Genomic DNA, 20,472 nt, shown 5'->3' on the forward strand with positions numbered 1-20,472 from the left:
CTTGTTATATACAGCACTTTAGAATTTTGCTGTCTATAAAGTCAAAGAATGGGCAGCTTATTTATTTTTTACTTTATTTAAAAATAACTGATCATTCCAAATGATGATAGGCTAAAATAGCCGGTCATTTGTTCTCCCTGTACGTTTGGTCAAAGTACGCCGTATGAAGCAGCATTTCCCCCTTAAAAATGAACAGCAGGAAAAGCGGATTTATCGTAGCCGCATTTTCATCACAATGGGTATTGTGGCGTTCTTTTTACTTTTACTCGCAGGGCATTACGCATATTTGCAGATTGCGCATTATGACGAATTCAGTACAGCTTCAGATAAAAACCGTATTCGCCTGCAACCGATTGCACCTGCCCGCGGCTATATATATGACCGAAACGGTATTCTTCTGGCTGATAATTATCCGGTATTTTCAGCGACCATGAGCCGTGCAGATATCGAAGATATTGAGGCTACGCTGGCGCGTCTTACTCCAGTTTTAAGTCTGACTCCTGAAGATATTGCCCGTTTTGAAAGCCGAATCAAAGCTTCCAGAAAAACTGAACGTGTGGTAATCAAAATGAATCTGACCGAGACAGATATTGCCAAGTTTAGCGAATTAAAATATCAGTTTCCGGGAGTCAATATTGAAACCCAGATGACTCGTTATTATCCACATGGTGACCTATTTGCCCATGTTATTGGTTATGTGGGCCGGATTAATGATAAAGAACTTAAGAAAATTGATAAAGATCTGTATGCCGGCACCAACTTGATTGGAAAAATTGGCGTTGAAAAGTCCTATGAAGAACTGCTGCATGGTATTCCCGGGAACGAGTCAGTTGAGGCAGATGCACATGGTAATGTGTTACGCAATTTGGGACGTAAAGACCCGGTTCGTGGTAATGACCTTTATCTCTCTATTGATTATGGCCTGCAAATGGTTGCCACAGAACAGCTGGCTGGCCGTCGTGGCGCCATTGTTGCCCTTGATCCTCGTACTGGTGAAATTCTGGCGCTGGTTTCCAGTCCCAGCTTTAATCCGAATTTATTTGTAACTGGTATCAGCCATACAGACTATAGCGGTCTCCGTGATAATCTGGACCAGCCTTTATATAATCGTGCCGTACAGGGAGCTTATCCTCCAGGTTCAACCATCAAACCCATGTTTGGATTAGGTGGTATTCATTATGGTTATGTCGACTGGAATACCGCTATTTCTGATCCGGGTTACTTTACTTTGCCCGGTGACAGCCACCGTTTCCGTGACCATAAAAAAACTGGTCATGGCATGGTAAATTTGCATAAAGCTCAAAATGTATCATGCGACACTTACTTCTATGTGCTCTCTTACCGTATGGGTATTGAGAAAATGAATGCCTGGATGCGTCAGTTTGGTTTTGGTGAAAAAACTGGCGTAGATCTGCCTAGCGAAAGCGAAGGTCTGTATCCTAATCCTGAATGGAAAATGCGTACCCGTAAAGCAAAATGGCTTAAAGGTGAAACAATTTCAGTCAGTATTGGTCAGGGTGCATTTACTGCCTCTCCCCTACAACTGGCTCTTGCCACAGCTATTACGGCCAATCAGGGCTCCCGGGTAACGCCTCATGTTTTACGTGAGACCCGCGGGACCAAAACTTACCATGTGCATAACGGCACCAATGGAAAAATCCAGTTTAATGGAACACCTGAAGACTGGATCAAGATGCGTGAGGCCATGGTGGATGTAATTCAAACCGGTACAGGTAAAGGAATCCGTAGTGGTCTGTCTTATCACATTGCCGGAAAAACAGGGACAGCACAGGTTAAAAGTATTGCTCAAGGCAAGCGTTATAATGAGTCCTTGCTTACTGAACGCCAGCTTGATCATGGCTTATTTGTAGGATTTGCACCGGCTGAAAATCCTGAAATTGCCATTGCGGTAGTTTGGGAAAATGGTCGTCATGGTGGTTCCGCTGCACAGCTCGCCCGCCCTATTTTCGATTACTGGCTGGTCAAAAAAGAGAAAAATCCGATCCGCCCAAGTGCACACCAGATCAGCGGTGGCTTGATGACTGCTGGTATTAAACCGGCAGAGCTACCTAGTGGTACTACAGGTATCCCTGCACCTGAAACAGCATCCGGTACAAACCAGCCTGTTGCTCAATCCAATACGGCCAGCCGCGTACAAAATGTAGAGAGTGATTAAAGATGAAAAACCAGCTCCGCATTATTGGTGGTGAATGGAAACGGCGTCAGCTGCCATTTGCCAGTATTCAAGGCTTACGACCTACCCCAGACCGGGTACGTGAAACGCTGTTTAACTGGCTCATGTGGGAAATCCAGAATGCCCATGTTCTAGATATCTGTGCAGGATCTGGCGCACTTGCTTTTGAGGCTTTGTCACGTGGCGCCGCTTCAGTTGTTATGATTGAACCCAACACTATACAAGCCAGCTTCCTTCAGCAAAACCGTCAGCTGTTAAAAGCTGAAAACAGCCAGCTCAAGATTGCGACTGCACAGCAGGTTTTACCTATACTTCAACAAAGCTTTGATGTAGTGTTTTTAGACCCTCCCTATAGCTTGGACTTGTGGCAGGAACTTGCTGGGCTAGCTGATCCACTCATTAAAGATCAGGCTTATATTTATGTAGAAGCAGATCGGGAGTTACAGCGGCTCCAGCTGCCTGCGAACTGGCAACTGCTTAAGCAAACCAAGGCTGGTACAGTAAGAGCCGGTCTTTACCAGAAAAAGAGTAAATAACGCAGACCTAGTTCTATTGTTATGGCCGTAGATTACGGTTTCCCTGTAAACGGCTCCCCCGACCAGACTGGATAAGATTAGGTCGTGGCCGGCCATTTTTAACATCTTCAGTCATCTGACTGTTTCCAGCCTGTAAATTAAAATGGTATACCGGTGAAGAAGATTTTACAGACTGTTCCGGGTAATCATTCATATGCGCCGCAACAGCTCCACTGAATACCGCCATGGTTAACCATAGTAAGAACAGCTGCTTCATCTTACCTCCTGAATTACTTATTAATAAAAAATGAGTATGAAAGGGCTTTATGAAGAATCAGCCAATACAATGTTGCCGAATCTTTCAGTCTCTTTAAGCTCTGCAAATTTTCTTCATTTTTTGTTCATTATTTATTTTTATATTAAATTACATATATTTAAAATATTATTTCCAACTTCTAATTTAAAAGAAGAATTACAATGGCGTATATCAGCCCATTACAGGCCGAATGCGATTTCAACAGGGTTTAAAATAGCTTTCATTTTTATCTTTTACCCATAAATTGCTATTTTAACTAAAAAGTTACAGGACAAAGTTATATGAATATTCAAGAACAGGTAGTACTGGTGACGGGAGGTGCCCGTGGTTTAGGCTTAGCGATCACTCAAGCATTAGTGAGTCAGGGAGCCCGTGTAGTAGTTAACTATATGAGCAGTCATGAAACAGCACGACAGTTACAACAAAATTTTCCAGAACAGATTTTTATTTATCAGGCTGATGTGACCAATTCTTCTCAGGTACAGGCCATGTTTAAAGCTGCTAAACAGCATTTCGGGCAGGCAGTTAACTCGGTCATCAATAATGCCTTGGTTCAATTTCAGTTTAATGGCGATGCGCGTCCCAAAATAGAAGAGCTAAGCTGGCAGACAATGCAAAGCCAGTTTGAAGGTGCAGTGAAGGCCGCACTAAATACTACGCAAGCTGCATTTACTGATATGAAAGCCGAACATTTTGGCCGTATTATCAATATTGGTACTAATCTGGTTCAGAATCCGGTAGTCCCCTATCATGACTATACTACTGCAAAAGCTGCATTATTAGCCTTTACCCGCACTGCTTCACATGATTTAGGGCCATATGGTATTAATGTAAATATGCTTTCTGGCGGCCTGTTACAAGCTACAGACGCCAGCCGAGCCACACCAGATGAAGTCTTTCAACTTATCGCAGCCTCTACACCACTACGAAGGGTGGTTACACCTCAAGAATTTGCAGATGCCATTTTAATGTTTTTGTCCCCATTTGCACGTGCAGTGACGGGCCAGAATCTGATTGTGGATGGTGGATTAGTTAAAGGATAAGACGACTCTGTTTAATAAATTTAGGAATACTGCTGATTTATTCAACAAGCAAACACAAAATCCAGAAAATTTTACCGCTCTCAACAGCAGTATAAACAGGAAGTCGTTACAATACCGCCCTTTTTATGCTGCATGAAAAAGTAATGAAAATTTTAGCATTATTTTCCAGCCTAATCCTTTTGACTGGCTGTTCATTTGGCTCATCCGCTGAGCTTAAACGAGCAGAGAAGCTGTTCAGCCAGTTTGAATGTAATAATATTGAAAGTACTCAGATTACTCACAGCGATATTAATACTTATCACCAGCAGTCTCTTGGAGCCACTAAAGCCAAAGTAAGAAGCTATATAGAAAATTATAAGGATGGAGAAGCAGAGCTCGATATGCCTCTTGATGAAGTTGTAGCACAACAATATCAACTTTATAAGGCGGCTTGCGAATCGTTAGGGGGAATTAGTCCAGATGAATAAAGTGGGAGAATTTATAATTAAGGTTTTAAGACTTAATATCACGCGCCTATTAAAAAATAACGGATTCCATTATTGTTAAGTTTTCTGCTGCTTATACTTGGTGCTGAAATAACGTAATCACTCTTCAACCAACTAAACTGGTTTTATTATGCTAGAACAGGCCATTAGGACTACCATTAAGATATATTTTATAGAAAACAGACTTGAGTCTGTTTTCTATATTCAGGAAAAAGTAAGCAAAATCAATTTAGATAACGTACATCAACACTGAAATTTTCTGGAAATTTAGGCTCGATATTGGCATAAAACTGCATAATTTCCTGCATGTCCTGCTCATAATTTCCAGTCGGGTAAATGATTTTACCGACTCCTGCCCGTTTCTTTTTATAGTCCATATAAGCAAGAGCAATTGGAACACCGGCAGTCATTGCAATATGATAAAAACCAGTTTTCCAGTTTTCTTGCTTGGCTCGTGTGCCTTCTGGTGTTACCAGCATTACCAGATGAGGATGCTCTTTAAACAGGTCAGCCATCAGCTGCACCATACTTGCACGGGCTTGTCCTTCTTTTTTTGGACTGCGGTCAATACCAATACCGCCCATAGCACGAACAAACGGCCCTAGAGGAAACTTCATATAACTGTCTTTAATAGTAATACGTACATTAACCCCTAAAACTTTTAAGGCCAGCCGGGCATAAACAGCATCCCAATTACTGGTATGCGGCGCAGCAATCATTACACACTGTTCAAGACCTTGTGGCCATTGGTTATCTGTTTCCCACCCCATCAGGCCCAAGCTATATTCTGCAATTTTTCTTAACACTCAAGCTTACCCACTTTCTAAAAGGAGGCAGATTCTAACAATTTATTCTGTATAAAAGAGGGAGATTCAATCTAAATTTGATCAAAATACATGCAATTAATATATATATGTATAAATTTAATTTTCATCTGATCCAAGACTAATATAAGAATAATTTGCGAAATAAAATAGCGTTATTTTAGACCTAACATTGCTTAACACTTAAATACAGATCTCTACTCGTGACACAGACTTAATACTTCTATATTGAACCTATAAAATAGCCATGTTAGAGGTAATTCTTATGACTACACCAAACGCTGCGAATGATAATCCGCATGTTCAGCATACGGACAATACTCATGAAAAATTCTCTGAAAAAGAAGAACAACAGAATGAACAACAGCAGAAAGAAATTGATAAAGGAATTCCTCAGAAGCAGAAATAACTTTGTACCAAGCTTCTATCTAGTTGACCAGATCATTCCAACATAACAAAATTAGTTAAAGACAGGCCAGTTTTGGCCTGTAACTATTTTAGTAGCATTTTATTTACAGTGTTGTAGTAATTTCTAATGATGACCTATAAGTCGAAATACTTACTCTATTAAAATATTTATATCAATTTATCTATATAAATTATTTATTCACGAACTGCCAAGAGGGAATAATGAAAAAGACTATCTGTATTTTTACGATCTCATCTATTTTCTTTACGGCCTGTAGTACAAATGAGCAGGCTACTCAACATTCTGAAAAGAATAATGATCGACATGCTACTACTGTAATGACGCCTACTCCATCGACTTCTCGTAAAGCTCAAATGGCGGATAGCGCCCATAATGTTGAAAACTCACTCGACTGGGAGGGGGAATATGAAGGTATATTACCTTGTGCTGACTGCGAAGGCATTAAAACAGAGCTGGAACTGCATGCCGATAAAACTTATGAATTGACAGAAGAATATTTAGGTAAAGGGCCAAATAACAAATTTAAGGTGCGTGGGCTGTTCCATTTTGATGCTGCCAACCCTTCTTTAGTTGTACTGGACCAAGCTGGTGATCAGCGTAAATATTTTATTGGTGAAAGCTTTGCTGAATTGCGCGATCGCATTACTGGTGAAAAAATAGATAGCAAGCTGAATTACACCTTGAAGAAAGAGTTTTAAAAAATTTATTTTAGTTTTTTAACGTCGATCAAATAAAAACCCCGCAGAAGCGGGGTTTTTTTGAATCAGCTTAAACCTTAGTGGTTAGCAAACTGGTTCATTGTGTTTTTCGCATCGTCGCCCGCTTTAAGCGCATTATCACCAGCGAAAATTTCTTTATGATCATCACCGATATCAGAACCCGCCATTGCTTGGTGTTTCACACAAGCGATGCCACCACGGATTTCTTTGCGCTGTACACCAGCAACATAAGCCAACATGCCTTCAGAACCGAAGTAACCTTGAGCCAGCTCATGAGTAGAGAGCGCAGCTGTATGATAAGTCGGCAATGTGATCAAGTGATGGAATACACCTGCTTCACGAGAAGCATCTGCCTGGAAGGTACGGATTTTCGCATCAGCTTCGGCAGCCAGTTCAGAATCGTCATACTCAGCGCTCATCAATTTAGCACGGTCATATGCAGAAACGTCCTTACCTTCAGCAACCCAACGGTCGTAAGCTTGTTGACGGAAGTTTAAAGTCCAGTTGAACGATGGAGAGTTGTTATAAACAAGCTTCGCATTTGGAACAACTTCTTTCACACGGTTAACCATGTGTGCAATTTCTTCAACGTTTGGCGTTGCAGTCTCGATCCACAGCAAGTCAGCACCGTTTTGCAGACTGGTTACACAGTCAAGTACAACGCGGTCGATTTGAGTACCTTCACGGAACTGGTACAGACCAGATGCTAAACGTTTAGGACGGTGTAATTTACCATCACGTTTAATCAGGATTTCATCTTCTTGAGCTTCAGAGATATCAATTTCAGTTGTATCTAGGTAGCTGATGTATTGAGAAGCGATGTCGCCTGGCTCTTTAACCACTGGGATTTTTTGAGTCAGGTCAGCGCCTTCAGAGTCAGTACGTGCAACGATGATACCGTCTTCAAGACCCATTTCCAGGAATGCATAACGAAGCGCGTGAATTTTCGCAATAAAGTCTTCATGTGGAACTGTTACTTTACCAGCCTGGTGACCACATTGTTTCGCGTCAGAAACCTGGTTTTCGATTTGAAGTGCACAAGCACCCGCTTCGATCATTTTCTTGGCAAGCAGGTAAGTTGCTTCTTCATTACCAAAACCAGCATCGATGTCAGCAATAATTGGTACAACATGAGTTTCGAAGTTATCAATCTGGCTAGTAATTTCAGCAACTTTTGCAGAATCACCCGCTTCTTTAGCTTTATTTAAAGCACGGAACAGATCATTCAGTTCTTTCGCATCGGCTTGACGCAAGAACGTATAGATTTCTTCGATCAATGCAGGAACAGAAGTTTTTTCGTGCATAGACTGGTCAGGAAGTGGACCGAACTCTGAACGAAGTGCAGCAACCATCCAACCAGAAAGGTAGATATAGCGACGTTCAGTTGTACCGAAGTATTTTTTGTTCGCAATCATTTTTTGTTGTGCGATGAAACCGTGCCAGCAACCCAAAGATTGAGTATATTTGCTAGAGTCAGCATCATAAGCAGCCATATCACGACGCATAATAGCAGCTGTATATTTAGCAATATCTAAACCGGTTTTGAAACGGTTTTGTAGTTGCATACGAGCAGCATCTTCTGGGCTGATATCACGCCAAGTGTCGCCAAATTTAGCTTTTAATTCACGTACTGCATCTATCGCTGTTTGATATGTAGTCATGATATTTTCCTGTATTCATTTTAGGAGTTCATCAATCGAGGTACTAAATCATACTCGGTATAATTTGTTTAGATTTAGAACACTTCGTTACGATGAACACAGCTTAGTGGTGATAAAAAAATTAATCCAATATTCTCCATTGATTTTCAATATTTTTTTAGAAAATACCTAGATCAAAGTCGTATTATAATTATGTTTCAATATATTATATCATTGTTTTTATTAAATTATTTAAAATAAGATTTGACTTTTAATGTTTAGTATTTAGCCATTTTTTTTATTAGACTTAAGTGGAGTGCTTTTATAGTTCCAAGCAGGGCTTACAAATTAAGAGAAAAAATTATCATTTAAGGTTTTTTATAAAAATACATTTGTATATAGATTAAACTTTTAAATTTTTACTCCATTTAAAGTTAAATAATTATTCTAATCAATAAAATTGGATTTTTACTGATTAATACCTTTTAAACTTATTCAGATTATTTATCTGAATTTTTCAGTGCTTTTAGCACAAATATATTTAACTGTGGCATAATTCAATATGATTTAACATTTTTATTTTCGGTATTTATTTTATGAATCTTGAGCGGGTAGACCTGAATCTACTAATTTATCTTGATGTCCTTCTTCGCGAAAAAAATGTAACTCGTGCAGCAGAACAACTCGGGGTAACCCAGCCCGCCATGAGTAATATTTTACGTCGTTTACGTAACCTGTTCAATGATCCACTGCTGATCCGTTCATCTGAGGGTATGACCCCGACTGAACGTGCTTTAGAGTTACAGCCGCGTATTCGTGATGCGCTGGCTGATCTTTCCATGATTCTGGAGCCACGTACCGAATTTCGTCCTTATACGTCTAATCGCGTATTTCGCATTATGACTTCAGATTATGCTGAAGCAACCTTGGTACCACGTCTGGTCAAGGCCTTGCGCTCAGAAGCACCTAATGTTGTGCTGGACTTCTTAACACCAAGCGATGTGTCTTACCGTGATATGGAGCAAGGTAAAGTTGACTTGGCCATTAACCGTTTTAATGAGATTCCACAGAGTTTTCATCAGGTACTGGTGTGGCGTGACAGTTATTCTTGTCTGCTGAATAACAAGCATCCCGCCATGAACAATCTGAACCTGAAAAGTTATCTGGATGCCCAGCATATCTGGGTGTCTAAAACAGGTATGGGCGTTGGTTTTGGGGTGAATCCTGAGAAACAGGCCGGACTGGGCTGGATTGATCAAGCTTTAGAACGTATTGGCCAGAAACGCAAGATTTCAGTTTTTACCCGGCATTACCAGATGCCGGCGCTCTTGGCTGCAAATGTTGATCTGATTGCGACATTACCAACACGTATCGCACGTCTACAGGCGAAAAGCCAAAATCTGATTATTAAAGATCCGCCATTTTATATTCCTGAGTTTGAGCTGAAGATGGCATGGTGCCCGCTTTTGCATCATCACCCTGCCCATCGCTGGTTACGTCAGTTAATTTTATATGTAGCCCGTCAGATGATTGAAGATGAAAACCGAGAATTTCTGATGAATAATTCACAATTATCACCTCATTACTAGAGAGTAAATTTCTTTATTTTCTATTTTTCGGTTTATACTCTAAGGCTTAAGGAGAATTCTTATTCCTTAAGCCTTTTTTGTGTTAAAACAATTTCATAATAACGATGAATCACACAGGTGTCTTGTGAGCCTTTTTCAAAATATTGTCATCATTATTCTCCTGATCATTGGTGCAGGTTTTCTCTCATTAACTGAAATTGCACTGGCTGGCGCTCGTCGGGTCAAGCTCAAGATTCTGGCAGAATCCGGAGACGAGCGGGCAACTAAAGTTTTAATGTTACAAGAGCAGTCGGCAGACTTCTTCGCAGCTTCCCAAATTGGTCTAAATGCGGTAGCAATTTTAGGTGGTATTTTAGGTGAGGCTGCTTTCCGCCCTTATTTTGTAAATCTGATTGACCGTTTTTATGAAGGGCCCTGGACAGAAACGATAGGTTTTGCTCTTTCCTTTACGCTGGTAACTTCACTTTTTATTCTGTTCGCAGATCTTATGCCAAAACGTTTGGCCATGATTGCGCCTGAGAAAATTGCTGTTTCGGTGATTAATCCTATACAGATTTTTATCAAGGTCTGTAAACCTTTGGCTTGGTTCATTAATGCAATTGCCAATACTTTGTTTCGGCTATTTAAAGTAAATACCACCAGGGAAGACAATATTACTTTTGATGATATTTCTGCCGTAATGGATGCAGGTGCACAGGCGGGGGTCTTGCAAAAACAGGAACATCATTTTATTGAAAATGTTTTTGAGCTAGAAGAACGTAACGTACCCTCAAGTATGACCACCCGCGAAAATGTGGTGTACTTTACTTTAAAAGAGTCCGAAGCCAGCATTCGTCAGAAACTGGCAGAATATCCCTATTCAAAATTTCTGGTTTGTAATGAACATATCGATGAAGTAATTGGCTATGTAGACGCCAAAGATATATTGGTAAGAATTTTAAATAACCAGTCCCTGCTTCAACTCAATGAAAATACCATACGTACTGTATTGACCATACCAGATTCGCTAACGCTTTCTGAACTGCTTGACCGTTTTCGTTCAACCAAAGAAAAGTTTGCAGTTGTTATTAATGAATATGCCTTGGTGGTTGGGGTAATCACTTTAAGTGACATTATGATTACTGTTATGGGGGATTGGGTGACGCCACTTGAAGAAGAACAGCAAATCATTAAACGGGATAATAATTCCTGGTTAATTGATGGCAGTACCCCCATCGAAGATTTGAAACATGCCCTCGAAATTGATGAAATGCCGGATGAAGACAACTATGAAACCTTAGCTGGTTTTATGATGTACCAGCTCCGCAAGATTCCACGCCCTGCCGATGTAGTAATTTATACCAACTACAAGTTCGAAGTCGTGGATGTTGACCATTTCAAAATAGACCAGCTTCTAGTGACCCGTATGCTGGAACCAAATGCTACGCCTTCTACAGAGCAGGAATAAGAGAATTTTATAGGAATAAAAATAACAGGAGACTTATCCCCTATATTTCTCTAATTTTTTCTGCCATCTAACGTGTGGCACAAATGATTAGATAAAGAGAAATTATTTAAGCTTTACGGCTTTCTAGCTCATTTTTCTTGAGCTTAGTTGACATCATATAGCTATAAACTTAAGCAGTTGGCAAATTGGCTTAACCGCCTTAAAGCAATTAACTGGAAGTATATGATTTTCAGTTAACTGGCCGATTTAATTATGCAGTTTTTATAAATTATAAATAATTATAAAATCATATTCATAAGGACATTAAAAAAGAGCCAGCTGGCTCTTTTTACATGAAATGATTTATTGCAGATTCAGCAAAGTATCGAGTACTGCCTCATAATGAATCTGGATATCTTCTGATAAGATTTTATAGGCATTGTCAAACTGTACCATTGGCCAGCCTTCTTTCCAGAATGGAAAGATATTATGCAGGTCATGAGTCACCACTGCTTCTTCACGGGTAATTGCCTGAGCTACTTGCGCCAATACCTGAGCAGTTTGTGCCCCATCAATTGCCATGTAATCGATTCCGTGTGCTTTAAGAATACGAATACGGTCTTTCTTATAGCGAATTTTTTTGGCCTGGGCCTCATTTAGGTTTAGTGCAAGGGTTACCGCTTCAACAAAATTATTTTCAAAAGCCTGATTCAGTGCAATCAGAGCATCCCGATGACTTTCCTGACGCCCAGCCTTGCCACCGGAACGAATGATTTCTTTTGCCTGTGTATCTAAGGCATCATTTTTCATGGCATTTAGAATATCTAGTTTTTCAATATCGCTAAGCTGTTCGGAAGAGTGTTCAGTCATGGAAAGTCCTTGGACAATATACTAAACGCCTATTTTGACATAAAATGACTTCTGAAAATGTGATTTTAGATATGGGACCATATTTAAATTCATGTTTCTCTCTATTTTAAATCCGATGGTGAGAAAAAACCGCCTAACGGGCGGCTTTTTAATAACAAAAATACAGATTAGAGTACTTCTACTACAACTTTGCCTACATGTTCGCCCGTATCCATTGCTGCATGAGCATCTTGTATCTGATCGAACTTAAAGGTCTGATAAATCATTGGCAAACACTCACCTTTTGCCAATAAAGGCCAGACATGCTGTTTTAGACCTTCAGTAATGGTCTGTTTTTCTGCAGTATTGCGTGCACGCATGGTCGAACCAGTAATAGTCAGACGTTTCATCATAATATGGCCAAGGTTTATTTCTTTGGCTTTACGTCCACCTAAAAAGGCCAGATAAACCAAACGACCATCTTTACGCAGCAGGTTCAAGTTACGTTCAAGATAGGGTGCCCCAACAATATCCAGTATCACGTCTATACCGCTCTTGTCAGTCTTCTCAGTAATGTAGCTTTCAAAGTCTTGGGTTTTATAATTAATCGCATCTGTCAGATGCGCAATTGCTGCAACTTTTTCATCACTGCCGACTGTGGCGAAAGTTTTAATGCCTAGTGCCTTACATAACATTAAGGCTGTAGTACCAATACCACTGGTGCCACCATGAATCAGTACAGTTTCTCCTGCTTTGGCTTTACCCATCTGAAACAGGTTAGCCCAAACCGTAAAAAATGTTTCTGGAATAGCAGCAGCCTGAACTAGGCTGACTCCTTCTGGAACCATCAGGGTCTGGGTTTCAGGTACTACACAATATTCGGCATAGCCGCCACCATTGGTGAGTCCACAGACCTGATCACCTACTTTAAACTGAGTTACGTCTGTACCTACTGCTTCGACCACCCCAGCCACTTCCAGACCAGGAACCGGAGTGACCCCTGCAGGCATCGGATAAAGTCCCTGACGTTGCAGGATATCTGGTCGGTTAATTCCGAAAGCATGAACCTTGACTAAAACTTCATCAGCTTTTGGTACTGGAATAGCAACACTTTCATAGGCCAGCTTTTCTGGGCCGCCCGGTTCAGTAATAATGACCTGTTGCATGGTGGTTTGCTGTGACATGATCTTTCCCTATCTGTTACTGTTCAAGTTTCTAGCTGCTATTTGAACATATAAATTTGCCACAATGAAGCTTAGCCGGATTTATGTATACATTTAAACAGCAACCGGCAGATTACCGGTTCTCACTCCACTTATTTATATTCCCCGCATAAAACATTAGCTATCAGCATACTTGTGTCTCATCCATATGAAATTAATAAAACTTTAATATGTAAGAATTTTTTAAATAACTGCTGAATCCATCTACTTGTCATTTTAGTGCTCTAGCCTTCTGGCCCGAACTATAACTAAAACTGAGGTTACTCATGAAATTTGCCAAATTGAGCTTTACTATCTTGCTGGTTCTGGGCCTTGTCGCCTGTAATGATGATCACGACTCAAGTAGAAATAACGGCTCGAATGATACGCCAGTAGTGACTCCTCCAGCTCCAACCCCCCCTGACCCGAGTGAAGAAGTACCACAACCCAAAATTTACATTGATGAAAATTTTGACCAGCTGTCTGCACTTCCGGCAGGCTGGATTGCCCCTAAAGCAAATGCAGGAAAAGTTTATATAGAAAATAGCAGTCTATTTATTGATGGCCGGGCTAATGATACCCAGATGACTTCGCTTATCTTGCCTGAAGAATTTCAGAAATTACGTGACTATCGGATCGATATTGAGTTTAGCTACCCTGAAAAAAATAATGCTACCCGCTGGGGCAGTATTATGTATCGTGCAGCTGATGCTTTAAGTGAACCGGCATTTACACCTTATTACCAGTTTGCAATCCGTGCCGAGGCAACTGGAGCAAGTGGTGTAGAACTGGCATTACGACAGCCTACCAATGCATGGAATGTTTTACAAAAAGGGGCCTATAAAGAAAATATTGAAGGTAATAAAACCTATAAAGCCACGGTAGTCGTATCCGGCAACCGGGTACGCCATTATCTGGATAATAATCTGATCCACGATACCACTTTACCTTACAACCTGAACCAGGGCGGAATAGGACTCTCAACTGCGGGTCTCTTGATGCGGGTAGATAGTATCAGGGTTACCCAACAGTTGGATACCTTGCCTGAATCAAATAAAGTTACGCCTATAGCCGAGCAGAGCTTGCCGGTTTCTATGGCACCCACTTTGATTCAACCCGCCTCAACTCAAGGAGTGATTTCAAATGCTGTAAGCCAAGTCTATTATCAGCTGGACGATCAGTTAAATATTCTTGATACATCCAATAAAAAAATCACTTCTCTAAAAGATTATTTAGGTGATCCTAAACGTAACACCATGCCCCTGTTCAGCATTAAAAACGAGTCAACAATTGAACATTTAAAGGTATTTTCAGATTCAGTTGATATTGCAGACATTACGTTAAGTTCAGACAACGTTGAGCTACTACGTAAAGCCCGTATCAGCCTACCCACAGTACGGACTGCACTGGATTATTCAAAACAGCTAAACCTGACCAATAGCGTAAAAGATATTGTCACTATTACTCATAACACCAATACGGCTTTGGCAAAAATTATAATTTTACCTGAGCAGCTTGTGAATGATATCACTGTTAGCCATTTACAACGGTTATTGCTTACACCGTGGGCTTATAGCACCACTACTGATCCGGTAAAGGCTGCCAGGATTCTTACAAGTGGGGTTAATGGAATTATTGCTACCTCTCCTGATGTATTTCAGAACATCATGAAAAGTATGAAACCAAATACTCTGCTTCGCAAACCGCTTATTACCGGTCACCGTGGTATACCGGCACTTGATGATGAAAATACTCTAGAAGGTGCATTAAAGGCCGTTGAAGTAGGAGCAGATGCAGTTGAAAACGATATCTATCTGACTACTGACGGTCATATCGTCATTATGCATGATGGTTCAGCGAAACGGACAACTGGTGTAGGCCGTAATATTGAAGATATGACATTAGCTGAAGTACGTCAGCTTCGTACACTAGGCTATAACCGTACTGTACCTACTTTAGAGGAATTTCTGGACGCTTTAAAAACTCATAAGAATGTGATGCATTTTATTGAAATCAAAAGTTCCAAACCAGAAATTGTACCTGCATTAAAAGCTTTGTTAGATAAACATGATGTTTATGATCAAGTCGTGGTGATCAGTTTTAATGGGCCTCAACTTTTAAAGATGAAAAATATTTTACCGGGTGTGTCTACCGGTTTTCTAACCAACACTCCTACCGCAGAAAGCGATATAGTCAATACACGTCGTATCCTAGATGCAACGCAGCAGTATTCCTCTACCTTCAATCCATCCTATAATGGGTTGTCTACCAATTTAATGAACATGGCCAAAGACCGGGGTGTAACATTCTGGCCATGGACTTTCCGTACAAATAAGGCCGATTTCAACCGGATGTATATTGCAGGAACTCATGGTTTAACCACTGACTACGCTCATGATGCATCAGACTTTGTGGTAAAACTCAAAGTCCCTGCTCAGGTTAATGCCAGCATTGGCAAGCCTATCAGTATTAATGGTGAAAAGATTACGCAGAAAGGCCAAGTTAGCAATATTACTTTTAGTCAGATGCTGCTATTACCTACTTCCGGAAAATACAGCCAGAATGCGCAAGGGCAACTGAGTTTCTCTGAGAAAGGGACAGCTTACGTTATGCCGAGCTATACCTATAATATTGACACAACCAGTCAATATACAATTTATGCGCCACCTGTACAGGTAAATGTTCAATAATCTTTTTTTTAAATTAAAAACCAGACTGATTCGCCGGTTTGGTTTTTCTGATGTATAAGTAGAAGTAATCAAATTAAAAATCTATCGATTAAAATAAAAGTTTTCAACACGGAAATTTAATATTTTTATAAGTATGGTTTTAAAAAAAAACCCCGCCATTAAGACGGGTTTTGTTTAGAATAATCCAGTCCTATAGACGAACTAATTCGACAATTTTATCAGCCAGCTCTTCAACCGTATCTAAATTAAGCTCAACATCAGCACCTTCTGTAACATCTGTAATCACTACAATACCTGTTTCACGTAACAGGGTTACCTGCTCTGCCGTTAAGCCAGCCTTAGCAAGTGCAACTATGCCTTGCTGCATGAGTAAACTTTCCAGCCCTTGCGCGTGTTCAAGTACTTGTGTATTTACACTCACAACCGCAGGTTTTTGACCTAAACGTGCAGCACGGTCTTCTGGAGTAACTGGCTTGGCATTAGCCTTCCACTCAACGGCAGATTCAACCATACCTGCGCCAACTGTCACATTGCTCAGACGGTCAATAAAAATAAATGCGCCGGTATAGCGGCTGTCCTGGTAACGGTCAAAGACTACAGGTGCATCAAATTCCACTGTTACATTGGCAATTGCATTAAGTTCAAGCTGTTCCACCTGAGTTTGCTCAAGCGTATTCACATTGACGCGGTAATTAATCTCGGTGACTTTGGCTGGAACAGTTTGTGTGCCTAGCTTGATATTATAAAGTTTGCCTTTTACAAGAGGCTGGTCAGTCATCCATACGACAGTAGCACGTACAGAACGTGAGATTTCTGGCCGGTCACCTGCTTTAACAATCAGGTTACCGCGAGAAATATCAATCTCATCATTCAAGGTTAAAGTGACTGCCTGCCCTGCAACTGCCTGCTCAAGATTACCATCATAGGTCACGATTTCTTTAACCGTTGATCGTTTACCTGATGGTAAGGCAATGATTTCATCACCCACATTTACCGTGCCTAATGCAATCGTACCAGCAAATCCACGAAAATCCAGATTTGGACGGTTTACGTACTGCACTGGAAAACGGAATTCCTGCTTAGCAGAATTACGGTTGATCTCTACATTTTCCAGCGTCGCCATCAGGGTCTGGCCCTTATACCATGGGGTATTGGCTGATGGATTGACTACATTGTCACCATTTAATGCTGAAATCGGCGTAAAGATAATATTAGCCGGTTTACGGTCGCCCAGCTGATTAACAAAATCATTGTACTCAGCCTGGATCTCGTTAAAACGGGCTTCAGAAAAGTCCACCAGGTCCATCTTGTTAATGGCAACAATAATATTTTTAATACCTAACAGGCTGGCGATATAGCTGTGACGACGGGTTTGGGTCTGTACCCCATAACGCGCATCAATCAGAATAATAGCAAGGTCACAGGTCGAGGCTCCGGTTGCCATATTCCGAGTATACTGCTCATGTCCCGGTGTATCGGCAATAATGAATTTGCGCTTTTCTGTTGAGAAATAACGGTAAGCGACATCAATCGTAATGCCCTGCTCGCGTTCTGCTTGTAAACCGTCAACCAGAAGAGCCAGATCCGGTGCATCCCCTGTAGTGCCGACTTTTTTACTGTCGCGGGTTACTGCCTGTAACTGATCTTCATAGATCAGCTTTGAATCAAATAATAAGCGGCCAATTAAGGTACTTTTACCATCGTCAACATTACCACACGTCAAAAAGCGTAGAAGGTCTTTTTGCTCGTGCTGTTTAAGGTAAGCCAGAATATCCTGGCTAATCAGTTCAGACTGATGAGACATACATCACGCTCCACAAATTTTTAGAAATAACCTTCTTGCTTTTTCTTTTCCATCGAACCTGCTTCATCATGGTCAATCATGCGACCCTGACGTTCGGAGCTGGTGGTTAAAAGCATTTCCTGAATGATATCCGGCAAGGTTGCTGCTGTAGATTCCACAGCCCCTGTAAGCGGATAACAGCCTAATGTACGGAAACGTACAGATTTCATTTGTGGAACTTCGCCCTCTTTCAGGCGCATACGCTCATCATCTACCATAATCAGTGTACCATCACGTTCTACCACTGGACGTACAGCAGAGAAATACAAAGGTACAAGTTCTATATTTTCAAGGAAAATATATTGCCAGATATCAAGCTCGGTCCAGTTTGATAAAGGAAAGACACGAATACTTTCACCTTTATTTACTTTACCATTATAAATATTCCAGAGTTCTGGTCGCTGGTTTTTTGGGTCCCAGCGGTGTTTAGAATCACGGAATGAATAGACGCGTTCTTTAGCACGTGATTTTTCTTCATCACGACGTGCACCGCCAAAAGCTGCATCAAACTGGTATTTGTCCAAAGCTTGCTTTAAACCTTGGGTCTTCATGATATCAGTATATTTTGAGCTGCCTTGGTCAAACGGATTGATTCCAGCATCGAGGCCTTCTTTATTCTGATGAACAATCAGATCCAGACCCAGTTTCTTCGCCATCTCATCACGGAACTTGATCATGGCACGGAATTTCCAGCCGGTATCTACATGCAGTAACGGAAAAGGAAGCTTAGCTGGATAAAATGCTTTCATAGCCAGATGAAGCATTACCGCAGAATCTTTACCAATAGAATACAACATCACCGGATTTTCAAATTCGGCAGCAACTTCACGAATGATGTGAATGCTTTCAGCTTCAAGCTGTTTTAGATGTGTAAGTCTTTCCTCAGTTGGAGGAACGATTGCCATAACAACTCCGGATGTCTATCTTGATTAAAACTTGGATCGATGCTTATTACGCATCTGACGAACTATATTCATTATAGTGATTTGCCAGGCTGGGCTATTGCTTCTTTTGTGATATGTATATTCTTGGTTTTCATATAAGAAGTTATAAATTGATGCGTCAAATAAAACCTATACAATGAACTAACTGGATTCATCAGTTATTTAGAATAGCGAGCAATAAAAAAGCCTGCATTCAGCAGGCTTTTCTTTTAGATACAACTAGCGAAATGCTGCCCAAGCACGATCCAACGGAAACTCAATTCCGACTGATACACCAGCATCATTACCATTCGCATCTGAATCACTTAGCCAGCCATTCAGTTTTAAAGGAATATCAGGCTGCATATAATGGGTCCAGGTTAAATCGACTGCCTTAATTTCGTCATCCTGTGCAAAAGCTAAATTATTTTTCGCACCTCGTTCAGATTGATTAACTTTTGCAACCAGGGCGCGTCCACTTAAACGGTTCATAATATCAAAGCGAATATCTCCACCAATAGAGACCATTTGAGCATCGCCTCCCAATGCGTGTCCTAAAGGATAGCCATGCTGATAGTAACCGTCAGTATAAGTACTATGAGTATAAGAAACACCTCGAACCTCGCCGTTGGTTCGAGTATCTGCCCACTCGGCATAAAGTTGAAATGGCAGGTTTTTATAGACGGATGAGTAGTCTACACCAGCTAAATACATTTTCTTTGATGGCAAGCCTCCAGCTTCATCCTCACCCACATACTGACCGTAAATACCTACCGGTGTATTTAAAAGTGGTATAAGATTCAGACGTGCATCAAATCCTGCAAGCTGGTTAGAAGGATCAGGCTCACCTGTTCCCCCATTATCTTTATTACCAACGAAAGCATCCCAAAGCGAACTTAAACTTTCTGGACGGCCCTCTCCTCCCCACTGGATCATTCGGGATGCCCCCAATTCGAGATAAGGTAAAGGCTGAGCTGTCAGACGCAGTCCAATCAGTTTCGCATCTGGTACTGCAGAGTAATCATCAAGTTGACCTGCGAAAGCCTGATACTGCCAAGGCCCAATCCATGAAAGTAATGGTGTTTCAAAAGAATCTTGTACTGCACGCTGAGCAGTAACACCAATAACAGGACGACTAGCATCACCACGAATCAGACTGCCATCATGTCCTGGTCCCCACCAGCTTGGGATCTGACCGGCAATTACCCACTGATTCCAGAGTTTACCAGCAATATAGGAACCTTCGACATTAACATCCTGTCCATTGTCAATTTGCGGATCTTTCTCTGCATTCACCCGGACTTTCGCATCCCAGTTTTCTCCTCCTGCATTGAATTCAAGCGCGGCCTGATACTGGGCTTTCTGTTTGTCGCCGAAAGCTTGTGGTAGAACCTTCTGGTCAGTTTCAGCAAATAGCCCGGCTTTTAGCATATTATTGTCAGCTTTTAGAGTATTGAGTACAGAATCAATTACTTTTTGCTGAGTAGTATTTTTGATATTAGCTTGTGCAAGAGCGCGTTGAATTTCATCTCCACTCAGCGGCCAAGTTGAAGTACTGATCTGAATTACACCTTGTTGGTTTAACCAGTTCAGATCAGTACGCAAATCTTGGTTATTGAGGACCAGACCTTGTGCCCAGACAGGAGAAGACAGGACCGATAAAAGGGAAAGGCCCAAAACTTTTTTTAAAAACATTGTAGTGTCATGCTCAGGTGTAATTATTGTTACCAACCTTAAAGATTTCGTTTAGGTTTTTCAACATTGTAAATTCGGCTATTTACATA

17 protein-coding genes are annotated in these 20,472 nt (G+C 41.0%); 9 read left to right on the forward strand and 8 right to left on the reverse strand.

What is annotated here, in order from left to right; genetic code table 11:
* The first annotated feature begins 163 nt into the window (after positions 1-163).
* Complete coding sequence (gene mrdA / locus J502_RS05945; protein ID WP_005406794.1) at positions 164-2,176, forward strand: penicillin-binding protein 2; 2,013 nt, start codon at positions 164-166, stop codon at positions 2,174-2,176.
* 2 nt (positions 2,177-2,178) lie between these two features.
* Complete coding sequence (gene rsmD, locus J502_RS05950) at positions 2,179-2,730, forward strand: 16S rRNA (guanine(966)-N(2))-methyltransferase RsmD (RefSeq protein ID WP_005406658.1); 552 nt, start codon at positions 2,179-2,181, stop codon at positions 2,728-2,730.
* A gap of 19 nt (positions 2,731-2,749) precedes the next feature.
* On the opposite strand, the gene J502_RS05955 is transcribed toward rsmD, so the two are convergent.
* Positions 2,750-2,986, reverse strand: a complete 237-nt coding sequence (locus J502_RS05955) for a hypothetical protein (RefSeq protein WP_005406711.1) — start codon at positions 2,984-2,986, stop codon at positions 2,750-2,752.
* Between the two features lie 320 nt (positions 2,987-3,306).
* Between J502_RS05955 and J502_RS05960 the strand changes: the two genes are divergently transcribed.
* Together J502_RS05960 and J502_RS05965 are read left to right on the forward strand one after the other, a co-directional pair.
* Entirely contained in the window at positions 3,307-4,068 is a 762-nt protein-coding gene (locus tag J502_RS05960; protein ID WP_005019100.1) for a 3-oxoacyl-ACP reductase, read from the forward strand.
* Between the two features lie 143 nt (positions 4,069-4,211).
* Entirely contained in the window at positions 4,212-4,535 is a 324-nt protein-coding gene (locus J502_RS05965; protein ID WP_026055455.1) for a hypothetical protein, read from the forward strand.
* Between the two features lie 242 nt (positions 4,536-4,777).
* Here J502_RS05965 and J502_RS05970 read toward each other — a convergent pair whose 3' ends face one another.
* Entirely contained in the window at positions 4,778-5,359 is a 582-nt protein-coding gene (locus tag J502_RS05970; RefSeq protein WP_005404383.1) for a 1-acyl-sn-glycerol-3-phosphate acyltransferase, read from the reverse strand.
* Positions 5,360-5,642: 283 nt separating this feature from the next.
* Here J502_RS05970 and J502_RS16930 point away from each other — a divergent pair, with 283 nt between their 5' ends.
* Both J502_RS16930 and J502_RS05975 read left to right on the forward strand, forming a co-directional pair.
* Positions 5,643-5,786, forward strand: coding sequence for a hypothetical protein (locus tag J502_RS16930; protein ID WP_005406525.1), 144 nt, complete (start codon positions 5,643-5,645; stop codon positions 5,784-5,786).
* A 221-nt stretch (positions 5,787-6,007) separates the two neighbouring features.
* Positions 6,008-6,505 (forward strand): copper resistance protein NlpE, encoded by a 498-nt coding sequence (locus J502_RS05975; RefSeq protein WP_005406896.1) that lies wholly within the window; start codon positions 6,008-6,010, stop codon positions 6,503-6,505.
* A gap of 77 nt (positions 6,506-6,582) precedes the next feature.
* On the opposite strand, the gene J502_RS05980 is transcribed toward J502_RS05975, so the two are convergent.
* On the reverse strand, positions 6,583-8,187 hold the full coding sequence (locus J502_RS05980; protein WP_005027281.1) for an isocitrate lyase: 1,605 nt from the start codon (positions 8,185-8,187) through the stop codon (positions 6,583-6,585).
* 575 nt (positions 8,188-8,762) lie between these two features.
* Between J502_RS05980 and J502_RS05985 the strand changes: the two genes are divergently transcribed.
* Both J502_RS05985 and paeA read left to right on the forward strand, forming a co-directional pair.
* On the forward strand, positions 8,763-9,755 hold the full coding sequence (locus J502_RS05985) for a LysR family transcriptional regulator (RefSeq protein WP_005019090.1): 993 nt from the start codon (positions 8,763-8,765) through the stop codon (positions 9,753-9,755).
* A 124-nt stretch (positions 9,756-9,879) separates the two neighbouring features.
* Entirely contained in the window at positions 9,880-11,202 is a 1,323-nt protein-coding gene (gene paeA / locus J502_RS05990) for a polyamine export protein PaeA (protein WP_005019087.1), read from the forward strand.
* 342 nt (positions 11,203-11,544) lie between these two features.
* Here the strand turns inward: paeA and J502_RS05995 are convergent, their stop codons facing one another.
* The gene (locus J502_RS05995) at positions 11,545-12,051 is read right to left on the reverse strand and encodes a hypothetical protein (RefSeq protein WP_005019085.1); all 507 of its coding nucleotides are present in this window, start codon (positions 12,049-12,051) and stop codon (positions 11,545-11,547) included.
* A gap of 167 nt (positions 12,052-12,218) precedes the next feature.
* Positions 12,219-13,214: an NAD(P)H-quinone oxidoreductase gene (locus tag J502_RS06000; RefSeq protein WP_005406718.1), complete on the reverse strand. Its 996-nt coding sequence runs from the start codon at positions 13,212-13,214 to the stop codon at positions 12,219-12,221.
* 305 nt (positions 13,215-13,519) lie between these two features.
* Between J502_RS06000 and J502_RS06005 the strand changes: the two genes are divergently transcribed.
* Complete coding sequence (locus J502_RS06005; protein WP_034683398.1) at positions 13,520-15,922, forward strand: glycerophosphodiester phosphodiesterase family protein; 2,403 nt, start codon at positions 13,520-13,522, stop codon at positions 15,920-15,922.
* A gap of 190 nt (positions 15,923-16,112) precedes the next feature.
* On the opposite strand, the gene cysN is transcribed toward J502_RS06005, so the two are convergent.
* The 3 genes from cysN to J502_RS06020 form a co-directional block, all read right to left on the reverse strand.
* On the reverse strand, positions 16,113-17,726 hold the full coding sequence (gene cysN, locus J502_RS06010; protein ID WP_034683399.1) for a sulfate adenylyltransferase subunit CysN: 1,614 nt from the start codon (positions 17,724-17,726) through the stop codon (positions 16,113-16,115).
* A gap of 20 nt (positions 17,727-17,746) precedes the next feature.
* The gene (gene cysD, locus J502_RS06015; RefSeq protein WP_005406626.1) at positions 17,747-18,670 is read right to left on the reverse strand and encodes a sulfate adenylyltransferase subunit CysD; all 924 of its coding nucleotides are present in this window, start codon (positions 18,668-18,670) and stop codon (positions 17,747-17,749) included.
* 258 nt (positions 18,671-18,928) lie between these two features.
* Complete coding sequence (locus J502_RS06020) at positions 18,929-20,383, reverse strand: capsule assembly Wzi family protein (protein ID WP_005406603.1); 1,455 nt, start codon at positions 20,381-20,383, stop codon at positions 18,929-18,931.
* Positions 20,384-20,472 lie beyond the last annotated feature (89 nt).

Source organism: Acinetobacter sp. 1294596 (assembly GCF_000582925.1).
Lineage (GTDB): Bacteria > Pseudomonadota > Gammaproteobacteria > Pseudomonadales > Moraxellaceae > Acinetobacter > Acinetobacter radioresistens.